Source organism: Halorubrum sp. CGM4_25_10-8A (assembly GCF_005435025.1).
GTDB lineage: Archaea > Halobacteriota > Halobacteria > Halobacteriales > Haloferacaceae > Halorubrum > Halorubrum ezzemoulense.
In genome coordinates this window covers 107,516-121,778 of sequence record NZ_SGTX01000002.1, presented here as the reverse complement: position 1 = coordinate 121,778, position 14,263 = coordinate 107,516, and the positions used below count along the sequence as shown (strand labels likewise).

The following is a 14,263-nucleotide window of genomic DNA, read 5'->3' as shown; positions in this document are numbered from 1 at the left end:
GTCTGGTGTGAGACCCCCATGACCGACATCGAACCCGAAGAAACCGTCGACGCCAGAGGCGCAGCGTGCCCCGGTCCCCTGATGGACCTCATCGGAGCGATCCGGAGCGCGGAGTCGGGCGACGTGGTCCGGCTCCTGAGCGACAGCGACGGGTCGCTCACCGACGTTCCCGAGTGGGCCGATGAGGCCGGCAACGAACTGCTCGCCGTCGAAGAGCTCGACGAGCACAACGCGTTCTACGTGGAGAAAGCATGACCGAACGCATCGTCATCGTGGGCGGCGGGACCGGCGGATCGGTGCTCGCCAACGACCTCGCCGACCGGCTCGGTCCGGAGCTCGACGCCGGCGACGTGGAGGTCACTCTGATCAACGACGGCCCCGACCACGTGTACAAGCCGGTCTGGCTGTACGTGCCGTTCGGCAAGCGCGAACCGGCGGACGGTCGCCGCGCGCTCGACGAGCTGGTCGACGACGCGGTCGACCTCCGGATCGACCGCGTGTCCGAGATCGACACGGATTCGCAGACGCTCCGGTTCGACGGTACCGCGCCGTCGATGGAGTACGACCACCTCGTGCTGGCGACCGGGTCGACGCTGGAGCCCGAGCAGATCCCCGGGCTCGTCGAGGGCGGACACGACTACTACAGCGAGTCGGGCGCGACGGCCCTTCGAGAGGAGCTGCTGGAGTTCACCGAGGGCGAGCTCGTCTTGAGCGTCATCGGGACGCCCCACATGTGTCCCGCGGCGCCGCTGGAGTTCGTCTTCATGACCGACGACTGGTTCCGCGAGCGCGGCCTGCGCGAGGACGTCGAGGTCACCTACACGTACCCGATCCAGCGCGTTCACGGGAATCCCCACATCGCCGAGTGGGCCCGTCCCATCATGGAGGACCGGGACATCAACGTGGAGACGTTCTTCAACGCCGAGTCTGTCGACCCCGACGCGGAGACCGTCACGTCGATGGAGGGGACCGAGCTCGACTACGACCTCCTCGTCTCGATTCCGCCTCACGGCGGCGTCGACCTGATCGAGGAGGCCGGCCTCGGCGACGACGGCTGGGTCGACGTGGACAAGCACACGCTAGAGGCGGCGGCCGCGAACAACGTCTACGCGCTCGGCGACACCGCCGACACGGGCGTCCCGAACGCGGGCAGCGTCGCGCACTACCAGGCCGGCGTCGTCGGCCAGCGCCTCGCCAGCGAGGTCCGAGGCCGCCCCGCGACGGCGACGTACGACGGGAAGACCCTGTGCTTCATCGAGACCGGGATGGACGCCGCCTCGTTCGTCGAGTTCGACTACGAGCGCCCGCCGTCGCCCGCGCCGCCCTCGGAGAAGCTCCACTGGTCGAAGCTGGCGTACAACGAGTCCTACTGGCTCACCGCGCGAGGGTTGCTCTGACCATGTCCGAGACGCACGAACCCGAGCCGGACGACCTCGAAGCGGCCATCGCGGAGAACCCGGAGGCGGTCGCCGAGCTCGTCGAGCGGCTCGACGCGGTCAACGAGCTGTTGGACGTGCTCTCGCTGGGCGAGGGCGCGCTCTCAGACGAGATGGTCCGCGAGCTCTCGGCCACGGGGTCGACGCTCGCGGAGTCCGCCGACGGCCTGGCGACCGACGAGACCGTGGCGCTGGCCGAGGCGGTCGGCGAGAACGGCGACGAGCTGCGGGAGGCGCTCGACACGCTGCTCACGCTCCAGCGGAGCGGCACGCTCGACGAGCTGGCCGAGGTCGCGGAGGTCGGGTCGCTGGCGACCGCGGCCCTCGACGACGAGATGGTCGCGTCGCTGGCCGGGACCGGCGCCGCGCTCGGCGAGGTGGCGCAGACCGCGGCCGACGACGACACCCGCGAGGGCGTCGAGACGCTGCTGAAGGGGGTCGGCGAGGCGGAGCGCGACCCGCCGGATCGGGTCGGGGCCGTCGGGCTGATCCGCGGGGTGCGCGACCCGGACGTCCAGTACGGGCTGGGCTACCTGCTGGCGGTGGCGGGCGCGATCGGCCGCGAGCGCGCCGGGCGCGAGCGGAGCGAGGGATCGCGCTAGCGGGGGCGACGCGCCGTTCCGCGGCGCGAGCGGGCGGAGTCGGTCGTGGTCACTAGTTGTTTTTGCGTTGTATCGAGGGTGTCTGGAGCGACGACGCCGGCGACGGCGCGGGCAAAACAGAACCGGGGGCTCGTTCCGCGGCGGTCAGACGAGCAGTTGGATGTCCGCCTCGGCCATGTCCTGAAGCGCGGTGGCGGCGCCGACGCCCGTGGTGACGCCGTCGTAGAAGTTGTCCTCGTCGTAGTCCATCAGGTCGATGGTCATCTGACAGGCCTGGAACTCCACGCCCATGTCGAGGCTCGTTTCGAGGAGCTCCTCGATCGTGGCGGTGTCGTTGTCCGAGATCCGGCGCTCCATCATCTTCGTCGTGACGCGGTCCATCCCGGGGAGCGCGGCGACGGCGTTCGGCACGGGCATGTTGGGGTTGCCGACGGAGCTGAGCTGGAGGTTCTTCGACCGCTCCTCGTGGAGGATGTCGAGCCCCCAGAACGTGTGGAAGACGGTCACCTCGTAGCCGAACGCGGCAGCGGTGCTGGCGAGGATGAGCGGCGGGTACGCCATGTCGAGCGTCCCCTTGGTGGCGATGATGCTCATCTTCTTGCCGCCGTCGTCGGCGGTGGCCTCGGCGAGCGCCTCCTCGAGCTCGTCGACGCGCGCGGCCAATTCCGCGCGGGAGGGCGCGTCGTCGGTCGGCGCGTCGTCGGCCGACGCGTCGGGTGTGTCCGTGCTCATCGTTACTCCGTCTTGCGGACGTAGTGTTTGTACACGTCGTCGCCTTCCGTCTGGTCGAGGAGCTCGACGCCCTCGGTGCCGTCGGCCCAGCCGTCGAGGTCGCTCATGCTTCCGGGGTCGGTCGCCAGCACTTCGAGGACCTCGCCCGCGTCGAGGCCGTCGACGGCGGACTTCGTCTTCACTACCGGCATGGGGCACGATGCGCCTTTCACGTCGAGCGTCTCCGCGATGTCGAATTCAGCACTCATTGTGTATCTGCTCCGGTGTCTGTATTGGAGCTAGCGCACAATACCCCCCGGTGAAGTAAAACTGTGTCGGTTCTTGGGAATTCTCCCAACTACTGTATAAAGTGAAACCTGTTTAGCCGCCGCATAAGCCCCTGAGTACAACAGTAGGAGATACGGACCGGATTCTATTGAATATAGTATTGCTTAGAAAAGGAAATACTATGAAAATGCTTTTGTGCGTCGACCCGGTATGAACGACTGCGAAACATGAATGCCGACGACTTCCCGACTCCGGACGTCGACGTCGACTCCGTCGACCCGGAATCGCTCAAAGACCGAATCGACGCCGGCGAAGACGTCACGATCCTCGACGCGCGCATGCAGTCGGACTACGAGGAGTGGCGCATCGACGGCGAGAACGTCACGTCGATCAACGTCCCGTACTTCGAGTTCCTCGAAGACGAGATCGACGACGACGTTCTCGACCGGATCCCCGACGACCGCGAGGTGACCGTCCTCTGCGCGAAGGGCGGCGCCAGCGAGTACGTCGCGGGCACGCTCACGGAGCGCGGCTACGACGTCGACCACCTCGAAGACGGGATGAACGGCTGGGCGAGCATCTACGAGGCCGTCGAGGTCGACCGCTACGACGGCGCCGGCACGCTCCTCCAGTACCAGCGCCCCTCCTCGGGCTGTCTCGGCTACCTCCTCTACGACGACGGGGAGGCCGCGATCATCGACCCGCTGCGGGCGTTCACCGACCGCTACCTCGACGACGCCGACGAGCTCGGCGTCGAACTGAACTACGCCCTCGACACGCACGTCCACGCCGACCACATCTCGGGCGTGCGCGACCTCGACGCCGCGGGCGTCGAAGGCGTCATCCCCGAGGCCGCGGTCGACCGCGGCGTCACGTACGCCGACGAGCTGACCACGGCCGCCGACGGCGACACGTTCGCGGTCGGCGACGCCACCGTCGAGACCGTCTACACTCCCGGCCACACGACCGGGATGACCTCATACCTCGTCGACGAGAGCCTGCTCGCGACCGGCGACGGGCTGTTCATCGAGAGCGTCGCCCGCCCCGACCTCGAGGAGGGCGACGAGGGCGCCCCCGACGCCGCGCGCCTGCTGTACGAGTCACTTCAGGAGCGGGTGCTGACGCTGCCCGACGACACGCTCATCGGCGGCGCGCACTTCAGCGACGCGGCCGTCGCGGCCGACGACGGCACCTACACGGCGCCGATCGGCGAGCTCGTCGAGGAGATGGACGCGCTCACGATGGACGAGCAGGCGTTCGTCGACCTGATCCTCTCGGACATGCCGCCGCGCCCGGCCAACTACGAGGACATCATCGCGACGAACCTCGGACAGAACGCCGTCGACGACGACGAGGCGTTCACCCTGGAGCTCGGGCCGAACAACTGCGCCGCCAGTCAGGACTCGCTCGCGGGTGACTGACGACGCCGATGGTCGCTGACCCAGTACTGCTGCAGGCGGTCGCCGAGCTGTTCCCGAACGGGGTCAGCCGGTACGCCGTCGGCGGACTGCTCGTCGGTCTCGGGACCGTCGTCATCTACGTCGGAACGGGTATCCCGGCCGGGGCGAGCACGTTCCTGGAGTCGACGCTGTCGTACGTCTCCGGCCAGTCCCGGTTCCGGCGGTACGTCGGATCGCGGGACTGGCGGCTCGTGTTCACCGCCGGCATCATCCTCGGCGGGCTCGCGTTCGCCGCGACGTTCCAGTCGGGGCTAGTCACGAGCCCGCTCTACGAGCCCGGGACGACCGGCACGCTGTACGAGGTCGCCGGCGTGACGCTCTGGGCGACCGACGTCCAGCCGTGGCGGCTGTTCTTCGGCGGGATCCTCGTCGGGATCGGCACCCGCATCGGGAAGGGGTGTACGTCCGGCCACGGGGTCTGCGGCGTCGGATCGGCGTCGAAGACGTCGCTGGTCGGCGTCGCGACGTTCCTCGCCGTGGCGATCGGGACCGCCCAGGTCGTCGCCGCGCTGGGGGTGAGTCCGTAGATGGCGGACCGACATCCGCTGTTCAAGCCGCTGATCTTCGTCGGCGGCCTGATCTTCGGGTTCGGACTCGGGTTCAGCCACATGGCGCGGCCGGAGGTCGTGCTGAACTTCCTCACATTCGAGGACCTCGGCCTCCCGTTCGTCATGTTCGGGGCCGCGATCGTCTCCGGGATCGCGTTCGCGCTGCTGCCGCGCATCCGCGACGCCGCGCCGCTCACCGGGGCTCCCTACGAGCGCCGGCTGAAGCCGTTCGACCGGAACGTCCTCGTCGGCGGCGCCGTCTTCGGCGTCGGCTGGGGGCTCTCTGGCATCTGTCCGGGCGCGGCGTACGCGAGCCTCGGGGTCGGTAACGTCACCATCCTCTGGGCGCTCGGCGGAATGTTCGTCGGCGCGTACGCGCAGGGGTACTGGCGGAGCCGGAGCGGAGCCCGCGACGCCGCCGCGGCGGGCGCGGACTAACGCACCGGCTCCATGGACCCCGCTCTCATCGCCCTCTCCGTCGGCGCGGCGCTCGCGAGCCTGTTCATGGCGTGGGTGATCGGCGCCGGGTCGAGCGGCGCGACCCCGTTCGCGCCCGCCGTCGGCGCGAACGCCATCGGAACGATGCGCGCGGCCCTGCTGGTCGGCGTCTTCGGCTTCGCCGGCGCCGTCACGCAGGGCGGGAACGTCTCTGAGGCCGTCGGGAGCGGCCTCGTTGGCGGGATCAGCCTGCCCGTCGCCGGCGTCATCCTCGTGCTCGTGCTGGGCGCGGGGCTGATGGCGGTGGGCATCACCACCGGGATTCCGATCGCGACCGCGTTCACCGTGACCGGCGCCGTCATCGGCGTCGGGCTCGCGCTCGGCGGGACGCCGGTCTGGGCAAAGTACCAACAGATCGGCGCCGTCTGGCTCCTGACGCCGTTCATCGGCGGCGGCATCGCGTTCGCCATCGCCAGCGTCCTCCCGCGACCCGGGGCGCCCGAGCGGTACAGCGTCCCGGTCCTCGCCGGGCTGGTCGGGAGCGTCCTCGTGAACGTCCGGTTCAGTTTCCTCGGCGAGGGGACCGCGCCCGGGACCGTCCGCGGTCTCGGACAGCGGACCCTGTCGCTCGACGGGACCGCGTCGGCGGTCGCGATCACCGGCCTCGCGGCGCTGGCCGTCGCGGCCGTCGTCTGGTGGGACGTGAGCCGCGACGAGCAGGGCGGGCTGCGGCGCGTGCTGCTCGCGCTCGGGTCGCTCGTCGCGTTCTCCGCGGGCGGGAGTCAGGTCGGGCTCGCGGTCGGACCGCTCCTACCACTGCTCGACGAGGTGGGAATGGTGTCGGCCACCGCCGTCCTCGTCGGCGGCGGGCTCGGGATGCTGGTCGGCTCGTGGACCGGCGCGCCCCGGATGATAAAGTCGCTGGCGCAGGACTACTCGTCGCTCGGGCCGCGCCGCTCCATCTCGGCGCTCGTCCCGTCGTTCCTGATCGCGCAGCTGGCCGTGCTGCTCGGCGTGCCGGTCTCGTTCAACGAGATCGTCGTGAGCGCGATCATCGGGAGCGGCGCGGCCGTCGGCGGTCGGGAGGCCGTCGACGCGGAGAAGATCCTCACGACCGTGGGGGCGTGGGCCGGCTCGTTCGGCCTCTCGTTCGCGCTCGCGTACGCGGCCGCCGCGCTCGTCTTGTGATCGGCGCGCGCCGCGGCGTCGCCTACTCTTAAACCGCCCGAGGCGGCGGGACGAGGAAGACGTTGCCCGTCGCCCGCGTGACGATCTCCTCCGAGACGCTGCCCAGCAGGAGCCGCCGGATCCGGCTCCGCCCCTTCGACCCGACGAGGACCGTCGACGGAGTGACCTCGGCCTCGACGGCGAGGATCTCCTCGGCGGGGTCGCCGCGGCGGACCTCGGTCCGCGTCTCGATCCCCCAGCCCTCCAGCGTGCTCGCCCGCTCTGCCAGCCGCTCCGCGGGACCGCCGCCGGCGTCCGGCCCGTCGTCCTTCGGCGACCGGACGTGGACGAGCGTCGCCTCCTCGGTCGCGCGACGGAGGTACGAGAAGGCGTCGAACGCCCGGTCGGCGTGCTCAGAGAAGTCTGTCGCGAAGAGGACGTGCCGGAAGAGGTGTTCGCGGAGGACATCGGGGTCGTCGGCCGCCCGCTCGACGCGGTTGACCAGCAGCGGGACGACGGTGGTCCGGGCGAGGTTGCGGGCGGTCGAGCCGACGACCCGGTTCTCCAGCGGGCTCTGTCCGCGCGAACCCACGATCGTCAGGTCGGCGTGAACGGTCTCCGCGATGCCGTTGAGGCGGCGGTACGGGGTCCCGCGAACGACGTGCGTCTCGACGTCGAACCCCGCGGCCTCGATCACCTCGCGGTACCTGTCGAGCCCCCGCCGCCGGCGCTCCTCGAAGTCGACGCCGGGCATGCCGGGGTGGACGTTCGCCGAGACCACCGTGACGAGGTGGACCGTCCGGACGCCGATTCGGTCCAGGCAGCCGAGGCAGGTCTCGTTCTCGATCGTCGCCTCGCTGGCGGCCGACAGGTCGGTTGCGCACAGGGCCCTCATGTCGATCCCTTCGGCGGGCGGCGACAACACGATTTTGTTCGTCGTTTGATACTTCAGCGAGCGCGAGCGCGTAGCCGGCGCTCGGGCCGACGGAGGCGCCGTATTATCTCTGTAAGTTATCGGTACTCCCGCCGAGGTTACCGGGATATAGTATTGTACATCAAGCCCAAAACCGTTATAGGCACGAAGCGGATAGTGGACACCGAGCAGAAATGTGCCAAGACCGAATTTCCGCGTTCGGAAGCCGGAGGACGAATAGATGGCTGGACTAGAGATACCCTCGTGGGACCCAGAGACGGTCCTACTCATCGGCACGATTCTCCTGGAAGCGTTCGTGTTGTACGTGGGGTACGGCGGCCTCGAACGGCTCGTCGGGCCCTATCTGATGCGGCTCTTGGTCGGGGGTGACGCCAGTGCTCGGTAACTTCCTCGGCGGCCTCGGCATCTTCGAGACGAGCCCCGAGATGTTGGCGCTGTTCGTCGGGTTCGGCCTCGTCGTCGGGGTGCTGTTCGGGTTCTTCGGCATGGGCGGGTCGTTCCTCGTCACCCCGGCCCTCCTAATGCTAGACTACCCGGCCTCCGTCGCCGTCGGGAGCGGGATGGCGTTCGTCTTCGGAACGGCCGTCATCGCGACGCTGAAACACCACGACCTCGGGCAGGTGGACTACAAGCTCGGGGTGATCATGATCACCGGGACGACCATCGGCATCGAGGCCGGGCGCGCCAGCGTCTACTACCTCGAATCGATGGGGCTCGCCGGCGGCGTCATCAGCGTCGCCTACGTTGTCCTGCTCGGCGGCGTCGGCGCGATGGTCACGCGCGACGCCCTCAAGGGCGACGACGACGGCGGCGTCGACCACGAGGCCGCCGACAAGGACCTCGACGAGTACGAGATCCCCGACGTCGCCAAGAAGATCCAACGGACCGTTCGGATCCCGCCGATGGTGACGCTCCGCGGCGACGTCACCGTCTCCGTGTGGGTCATCACGGCCGTCGCCTTCTCGACCGGCGTCCTGTCCGGGTTCCTCGGCGTAGGCGGCGGCTTCATCCGGATGCCCGCGATGATCTACGCGATCGGCGTCCCGGTGCCCGTCGCCGTCGGGACCGACCTCTTCGAGATCGTCTTCTCCGGCGGGCTCGGGAGCTACCTCTACGGACAGGACGGCGGCGTGAGCCTCGGCATCGTCGCCCCGCTGCTGTTCGGGAGCGCGCTCGGCGCGCGCGTCGGCTCCGCCGCGACCGCCGTCGTCGACTCCGACGAGATCAAGGTGTACTTCGGCGGGATGCTGCTCGTCGGCGCCCTCGCCGTGGGCATCGGCGAAGTGGGCTCGTACATCGGCAGCTCGACGCTCGAACTGCTCGGACTGGTGCTTACCATCGGCGCGGCGGTCGTCGTCGCCTTCGCGGTCCTCTACACGACGATCAGCTCGCTCCGCGTGACGCGTCAACAGCAGACGTCTGCCGCGGACTGACCCGTTTTTCTCCAGTCCACGGCCGCGGTATTGTTAGTTTCTTTCAACACTATCGAGAGCGACCGGTCTCTCGGACCGACGGGAGCGGCGGCGACCGCCGCATCTGGTGGCGGCGACCCGGCGCGGACCGCCACATCCGAGGACGGTGACCGCGACCCTCACAGCCCTTCTTCGCCGCCCTCCTGCGTGAGGAGGACGACCATCGAGAGCCCGGAGATGAGGAGGAGGATGAGCGTCGGCACCACGGCGTACTGGTAGAGCGCGGTCGACTGCGCGCGCCAGATCTGCGTGACGATCGTGTCGAACCCCGTGGGGCGGAGCACCAGCGTGACCGGTAGCTCCTTCATCGTCGTGAGGAACACGAGCGCGGCCCCGGCGACGATCCCCGAGCGCGTGAGCGGGAACGTGACGCGCTTGAACGCGCCGGTCGGCGACTCCCCGAGCGTCCGCCCGGCCTCGACGAGCCGCGGGTCGACCTGGAGGATCGACGTGCGGGCCGAGCCGACCGCCTGGGGGAGGAAGCGGACGACGTAGGCGAACACCAGCAGGGGGAGCGTCTGGTAGAGCCACGGGACGTAGCCGGAGCCGAAGTACACCAGCGCGAGCGCCAACACGATGCCCGGCACCGCGAACCCGACGTACGTCGCGCGCTCGAAGACGACCGCGAGCGGCGAGTCGTGGTTCGCGGCGAAGTACGCGATCGGGAGGGCGGCCAGCGCGGCGACGACCGCCGCGGCCGCCGAGACGGACACCGAGTTGAGCACCTGTATCGGCTCGAACGCGAGCGAGGGGCGGCGGCCGGCCTCCGAGCGAACGAGCCACAGCCCGAGGATCCACAGCGGGACCAAGAGCGCAAACGCGGACACGCCGGCCGGGAGCAGCGTCGCCGGCCACCGCAGCCACCCGAGCGACACCCGGTCGTCGGTGCGGCCCGCGTCGTCGCCGCTCGTGTCGCGGTCCGAGCGGACGGCCCACTCCAGCGCGAGCACGAGGACCACCACGACGAGCAGCTGGAGCGACAGCAGCGCCGCGTAGTCGCGTCCGAACGCGTTGTACTCGACGTAGATCTGGCGGGTGAACACCGGGAGCCGCATGATCGACGGCGTCCCGAAGTCCGAGACCGCGTACAGCGCGGCGAGCAGCGACCCGGCGGCGATCGCCGGCCGAATAGTCGGGAGGGTCACGCGGCGGAACGCCGCGAGCCGCCCGTGGTTCAGCGTCCGGGCGGCCTCCAGCAGCGTCGTGTCGAACGACAGCAGCGCGGCCCGGGTCGTCAGGTAGACGTACGGGTAGGTGTACAGCGTGATGACGAGGATCGACCCGGAGAGGCCGCCGATCTCGGGGACGCGCTGGACGCCGAGCGGCGCGAGGACCTCGTGGAACTCGCCCTGCGGGCCGAACGCGGAGACGAACGAGAAGGCTCCCACGTAGCTCGGGACGACGAGCGGAAGGGCGGCCGCGACCGACCAGAAGCGACGGAAGGGGAGGTCGGTCCGGGCGGTGAGGTACGCGAGCGGCACGCCGATCGCGACCGAGAGGCCGGTGACGCCCGCCATCAGGAGGAGGCTGTTGACGAGGACCTCCGCGGTGCCGGCGCTGAAGAGGAGGTCCGTCGCGCGCCCGCGGTCGACGGCGATCGCCTCGATGACGAGCCACGCCAGCGGGAACACGAGCGTGGCGGCGATCGCCGCGCACAGCAGCGTGAGCCCGATCGGCAGCCTGTCGTCGCCGTCGGTCAAGTGGTCGCGGAGCCGGTTTCGCAGGGTCATTGTACGGGGCAGAGTCTCTGTCCGAGCGTGGTCGCGGCCGGCGTTAGGGGTTCCGATCGCGCGTCGAGCGCGCTCCGACGGATATATTAATTTAGGGCTGCCTAAAATATTCCATGGAACTGACGCGACGCGACGCGGCGGCCGCGCTGGCCGCGATCGGCGCGACCGGCGGCGTCGCGCTTGGTGTCCGTCGGGCGACCGGCGACGGCGGTCGGGGAGGCGCCGAGGCGGAGCCCGCGCGGGACGGCGACGGCACCCCCGGCGACGAGGCGGTCCGCGAGGCGATGACGGCGGTCGCGCGGACCGTCTACCCGGAGGCGGTCTCCGGGCTCGACGCGTTCGTCGACGGCCTCCTCGACGGCCGCCTCGACGGGTCGGCGCACGCCGAGGGGATCCGAGCCGCGGTCGCCGAGGTCGAGTCGGCCGCCCGGTCGTGGTACGGCGCGCCGGTCGCCGACCTCTCGCCCGCCGACCGCGACGATCTGCTCGGGGAGATGGGCGCGGACGTGGCCGAGGAGAACCCGGACGGAACGACCGCGGAGCGAGTCCGGTACTACGTCGTCAACGAGCTGCTGCTCGCGCTGTACGCCTCGCCGACGGGCGGGGAGCTCGTCGGCATCGAGAACCCGCAGGGGCACGCGGGCGGCGCGGAGAGCTACCGGCAGGGGCCCCGATGAGCGGCGCGGAGGACGCGAGCGGCGGACGGGACGCTCGTTACCGGCAGACCGGCGACCGGGCCCGCGGCGACGTCGACCGCACGCCCGTGCCGGACACGGACGTCTGCGTCGTCGGCGCCGGCCCCGCGGGAGCGCTCGTCGCCGACCGGCTGGCGGGCGACCGGGAGGTCGTCGTGCTCGACGCGGGCCCGCGGTTCGACCCCGCCGACCGGCTCGCGAGACAGGAGCGCGCGATCCGCCCGTTCTACGACCGGCCGGACGTCTGGGACGTGGGCGGCGAGCGCGACGCCCACGAGACCGCCGGCGACCGCCCGTACCCGCTCAACCACGCCCGCGTGAAGGGCGTCGGCGGGTCGACGCTCCACTGGCAGGGGATGGTGATGCGGCTCCACGAGGACGATTTCAACTCCGGCACGGCGCGGGGCGTCGGGCCGGACTGGCCGATCGACTACGAGGACCTCCGCCCCTACTACGCCGAGGCCGAGCGCGAGCTGGGCGTCGCGGGCGCGTCGGACAACCCCTACGCGCCGCCGCGCGAGGAGCCGCACCCGATGCCGGCGTTCGAGCCCTCCTACAGCGACTCGCTGTTCGCCGAGGCCTGCGAGTCGCTCGGGATCGCCATGCACTCCGTGCCGAACGCGCGCAACTCCGAGCCGTACGACGACCGGTCCCCCTGCGTCGGCTACGGCACCTGCCAGCCGGTGTGTCCGAGCGGCGCGAAGTACGACGCGACGGTCCACGTCGAGCGCGCCGAGGAGCGGGGCGCGACCGTCATCGACCGGGCGTCCGTGCGGTCGCTGGAGCACGACGGCGACGACAGGGTGACCGCGGCGGTGTACGCGACCCCTGACGGGGCTGAACACAGGCAGACGGCCGACGCCTTCGTCGTCGCCGCGGGCGGCGTGGAGACGCCGCGGCTCCTGCTCCTCTCCGCCTCGGACCGATACCCCGACGGGCTCGCGAACGGGAGCGGTCACGTCGGCGAGTTCTTCATGGACCACCTGTTCGCGGGGGCGGGCGGCACCCTCGACGAGCCGACCAGACAGAACCACGTCGGCTTCTACACCAGCGCCTGCGACCAGTTCTACGACGAGGCCGACGAGGCGCAGGCCCCGTTCAAGCTGGAGTTCTTCAACTACGCCGGCCCCTCGCCGGTCGAGACGGCCCTGTCGGGCGACGACTGGGGCGACCCGCTGCTCGACCAGCTCCGTGAGGGGTACGGGAATCACGTCGCCATGGGCGGGCTCGTCGAGCAGGCCCCGCGGGCCGACAGCCGGATCGCCCTCGCCGACGACCGCACCGACGATCACGGGGACCCGGCGCCGCGGGTCGAGTGGAGCGTGGGCGAGCGCGCGCTCGACACGATCGAGCGGGCGAACGAGATCCAGGTCGCGATCTTGGAGGAGCTCGGCGCCGACGTGGAGTGGGTCGCCGGGCCGGACGCGACCGGGCCCGCCTACCACCACATGGGCACGACGCGGATGAGCGACGACCCCGACCGGGGAGTCGTCGACGCCGACTGCCGGACCCACGACCTCGACAACTGCTGGATCGCCTCCAGCTCCGTCTTCCCGACGAGCGGCGCGATGAACCCCACGCTCACCATCGCCGCGCTCGCGCTCCGCGTCGCCGACGACGTGGAAGCCCGCCTCTCGGCGCAGACCTGACTGCCGTCGAACATTATTTTAGGTAAACCTAAAAACTCAAGTAGGTGCGAGCGGAGATCCGGGTAATGAGCGACTCAGCACACGCGACGAACGGATCTGCGAGCGCCGTCGACGTGACGGAGACCGTCGGGGAAGAGGGCGGAGGCTCGGCGGACGAGGAGATCGAGAGCGCGGCGGACGAGAAAGGCGAGAGCGTGGCGAACGGGGGGGACGGCGGGGCATACACCTTCGACGACCTCAGCGTCGTGATGGGGACGTACAACGAGGCGGAGGCGATCGGGACGGTCCTCGATGACATCGACGAGGTCACGGACGGGAGGGCGGAGGTCGTCTGCGTCGACGGATCCGACGACCGCACTCCGGAGATCGCCCGCGAGCACGGCGCTCGGGTCATCGAACAGGAGCCGCAGGGGTACGGCGTCGCCGTCCGCGAGGCGATCCTGACCCCCGACCGACCGGTGGTCGTCACGACCGACTGCGACGACACCTACCCCATGGAGGCGCTGCCGGAGTTCCTCGCCGAGGTCAACGACGGCGCGGACGTGGTAAGCGGCGACCGGCTCTACCACGGCGCGGAGGCGATGCCGGCGTTCAACCGCTTCGGAAACCACGCGTTCGCCGCGGTCGCGAGCCTGCTCATGGGTGAGCGCGTCCACGACACCACGACCGGGATGCGCGCGTACCGTCGCGAGGTGGTCGAGGAGATCGGCTGGACGGAGAACACCGGCCTCTCAGCGGAACTCCTCATCCGCCCGCTGATGCGCGGCTACGACGTGCGCGAGCGCCCGATCGCCTACGCCGAGCGGCTCGGCGACACGAAGCTCGACCCAATCGGCGGCGGCGCCGCCATCGCGAAGTCGATCGTCACCGTCTGCCTCGAAGAGCAACTGCGGCGCTTCTGAGGGCGCTTCGCCCCCGACGCGACGCCGTACGGCGGTCCGGACGGACGCTGTGGGCACAGTGGACCGCCGCCGGCGACGGTTTCTACGACCCTGAGCGACAGCGCCGATTATACATAAACAGACGCGGCGGTCGGCGCGTGCCGACGAACGCCGGCGGGGCGTGAGTCGCACGCGCGAGGGAGTCGCTGGCTCACGGAGCGAAGCGGAGGGTGCCAGCGACGAGGCTGGGGA

General features: G+C 70.3%; 16 protein-coding genes. 12 read left to right on the top strand and 4 right to left on the bottom strand.

Features of this window, described 5'->3' with window-relative positions:
- Positions 1–18 precede the first annotated feature (18 nt).
- The 3 genes from EXE52_RS02960 to EXE52_RS02950 are packed head-to-tail and all read left to right on the top strand — an operon-like array spanning position 19 to position 2,038.
- Entirely contained in the window at positions 19–255 is a 237-nt protein-coding gene (locus tag EXE52_RS02960; protein WP_086216166.1) for a sulfurtransferase TusA family protein, read from the top strand.
- Positions 252–1,397 (top strand): NAD(P)/FAD-dependent oxidoreductase, encoded by a 1,146-nt coding sequence (locus EXE52_RS02955; protein ID WP_086216165.1) that lies wholly within the window; start codon positions 252–254, stop codon positions 1,395–1,397. Before EXE52_RS02960 ends, EXE52_RS02955 begins: the two co-directional genes overlap by 4 nt.
- Positions 1,398–1,399: 2 nt before the next feature.
- Complete coding sequence (locus tag EXE52_RS02950; protein WP_049932297.1) at positions 1,400–2,038, top strand: DUF1641 domain-containing protein; 639 nt, start codon at positions 1,400–1,402, stop codon at positions 2,036–2,038.
- A 144-nt stretch (positions 2,039–2,182) separates the two neighbouring features.
- Here the strand turns inward: EXE52_RS02950 and EXE52_RS02945 are convergent, their stop codons facing one another.
- Positions 2,183–2,770, bottom strand: a complete 588-nt coding sequence (locus tag EXE52_RS02945) for a DsrE/DsrF/DrsH-like family protein (protein ID WP_086220080.1) — start codon at positions 2,768–2,770, stop codon at positions 2,183–2,185.
- A 2-nt stretch (positions 2,771–2,772) separates the two neighbouring features.
- Positions 2,773–3,018, bottom strand: coding sequence for a sulfurtransferase TusA family protein (locus EXE52_RS02940; RefSeq protein ID WP_049932293.1), 246 nt, complete (start codon positions 3,016–3,018; stop codon positions 2,773–2,775).
- A 246-nt stretch (positions 3,019–3,264) separates the two neighbouring features.
- On the opposite strand from EXE52_RS02940, the gene EXE52_RS02935 reads away from it, so the two are divergent.
- From EXE52_RS02935 to EXE52_RS02920, 4 genes are read left to right on the top strand one after another with little or no spacing between them, the layout of a single operon-like run.
- A complete protein-coding gene (locus EXE52_RS02935) occupies positions 3,265–4,458 on the top strand; it encodes an MBL fold metallo-hydrolase (RefSeq protein ID WP_049932291.1) in 1,194 nt (397 codons plus the stop codon).
- Positions 4,459–4,466: 8 nt separating this feature from the next.
- Positions 4,467–5,024, top strand: coding sequence for a YeeE/YedE family protein (locus tag EXE52_RS02930; protein WP_049932290.1), 558 nt, complete (start codon positions 4,467–4,469; stop codon positions 5,022–5,024).
- Positions 5,025–5,483, top strand: coding sequence for a YeeE/YedE family protein (locus EXE52_RS02925; RefSeq protein WP_049932289.1), 459 nt, complete (start codon positions 5,025–5,027; stop codon positions 5,481–5,483).
- 12 nt (positions 5,484–5,495) lie between these two features.
- Positions 5,496–6,671, top strand: coding sequence for an inorganic phosphate transporter (locus EXE52_RS02920; RefSeq protein WP_049932287.1), 1,176 nt, complete (start codon positions 5,496–5,498; stop codon positions 6,669–6,671).
- A 28-nt stretch (positions 6,672–6,699) separates the two neighbouring features.
- Here the strand turns inward: EXE52_RS02920 and EXE52_RS02915 are convergent, their stop codons facing one another.
- A complete protein-coding gene (locus tag EXE52_RS02915) occupies positions 6,700–7,545 on the bottom strand; it encodes a universal stress protein (protein WP_049932286.1) in 846 nt (281 codons plus the stop codon).
- A 259-nt stretch (positions 7,546–7,804) separates the two neighbouring features.
- Between EXE52_RS02915 and EXE52_RS18405 the strand changes: the two genes are divergently transcribed.
- Together EXE52_RS18405 and EXE52_RS02910 are read left to right on the top strand one after the other, a co-directional pair.
- Entirely contained in the window at positions 7,805–7,969 is a 165-nt protein-coding gene (locus EXE52_RS18405; RefSeq protein ID WP_167373091.1) for a hypothetical protein, read from the top strand.
- A complete protein-coding gene (locus EXE52_RS02910; protein WP_394334817.1) occupies positions 7,959–9,017 on the top strand; it encodes a sulfite exporter TauE/SafE family protein in 1,059 nt (352 codons plus the stop codon). Before EXE52_RS18405 ends, EXE52_RS02910 begins: the two co-directional genes overlap by 11 nt.
- A gap of 158 nt (positions 9,018–9,175) precedes the next feature.
- Here EXE52_RS02910 and EXE52_RS02905 read toward each other — a convergent pair whose 3' ends face one another.
- Positions 9,176–10,786: an iron ABC transporter permease gene (locus EXE52_RS02905; protein WP_137703432.1), complete on the bottom strand. Its 1,611-nt coding sequence runs from the start codon at positions 10,784–10,786 to the stop codon at positions 9,176–9,178.
- 113 nt (positions 10,787–10,899) lie between these two features.
- On the opposite strand from EXE52_RS02905, the gene EXE52_RS02900 reads away from it, so the two are divergent.
- From EXE52_RS02900 to EXE52_RS02890, 3 genes are all read left to right on the top strand, one after another.
- On the top strand, positions 10,900–11,463 hold the full coding sequence (locus tag EXE52_RS02900; protein WP_137703431.1) for a gluconate 2-dehydrogenase subunit 3 family protein: 564 nt from the start codon (positions 10,900–10,902) through the stop codon (positions 11,461–11,463).
- Entirely contained in the window at positions 11,460–13,130 is a 1,671-nt protein-coding gene (locus EXE52_RS02895) for a GMC family oxidoreductase (protein ID WP_094495588.1), read from the top strand. The genes EXE52_RS02900 and EXE52_RS02895 overlap by 4 nt, the downstream gene beginning before the upstream one ends.
- A gap of 248 nt (positions 13,131–13,378) precedes the next feature.
- Complete coding sequence (locus EXE52_RS02890) at positions 13,379–14,032, top strand: dolichyl-phosphate hexose transferase (RefSeq protein ID WP_233125185.1); 654 nt, start codon at positions 13,379–13,381, stop codon at positions 14,030–14,032.
- Positions 14,033–14,263: the final 231 nt, after the last annotated feature.

Coding starts and splice junctions, on each gene's coding strand:
- EXE52_RS02940 (WP_049932293.1), bottom strand. CDS start 3,018: ATGAGTGCTGAATTCGACATCGCGGAGACGCTCGACGTGAAAGGCGCA.
- EXE52_RS02915 (WP_049932286.1), bottom strand. CDS start 7,545: ATGAGGGCCCTGTGCGCAACCGACCTGTCGGCCGCCAGCGAGGCGACG.
- EXE52_RS02935 (WP_049932291.1), top strand. CDS start 3,265: ATGAATGCCGACGACTTCCCGACTCCGGACGTCGACGTCGACTCCGTC.
- EXE52_RS02950 (WP_049932297.1), top strand. CDS start 1,400: ATGTCCGAGACGCACGAACCCGAGCCGGACGACCTCGAAGCGGCCATC.
- EXE52_RS02895 (WP_094495588.1), top strand. CDS start 11,460: ATGAGCGGCGCGGAGGACGCGAGCGGCGGACGGGACGCTCGTTACCGG.
- EXE52_RS02920 (WP_049932287.1), top strand. CDS start 5,496: ATGGACCCCGCTCTCATCGCCCTCTCCGTCGGCGCGGCGCTCGCGAGC.
- EXE52_RS02900 (WP_137703431.1), top strand. CDS start 10,900: ATGGAACTGACGCGACGCGACGCGGCGGCCGCGCTGGCCGCGATCGGC.
- EXE52_RS02945 (WP_086220080.1), bottom strand. CDS start 2,770: ATGAGCACGGACACACCCGACGCGTCGGCCGACGACGCGCCGACCGAC.
- EXE52_RS18405 (WP_167373091.1), top strand. CDS start 7,805: ATGGCTGGACTAGAGATACCCTCGTGGGACCCAGAGACGGTCCTACTC.
- EXE52_RS02890 (WP_233125185.1), top strand. CDS start 13,379: ATGGGGACGTACAACGAGGCGGAGGCGATCGGGACGGTCCTCGATGAC.
- EXE52_RS02960 (WP_086216166.1), top strand. CDS start 19: ATGACCGACATCGAACCCGAAGAAACCGTCGACGCCAGAGGCGCAGCG.
- EXE52_RS02955 (WP_086216165.1), top strand. CDS start 252: ATGACCGAACGCATCGTCATCGTGGGCGGCGGGACCGGCGGATCGGTG.
- EXE52_RS02930 (WP_049932290.1), top strand. CDS start 4,467: ATGGTCGCTGACCCAGTACTGCTGCAGGCGGTCGCCGAGCTGTTCCCG.
- EXE52_RS02925 (WP_049932289.1), top strand. CDS start 5,025: ATGGCGGACCGACATCCGCTGTTCAAGCCGCTGATCTTCGTCGGCGGC.
- EXE52_RS02905 (WP_137703432.1), bottom strand. CDS start 10,786: ATGACCCTGCGAAACCGGCTCCGCGACCACTTGACCGACGGCGACGAC.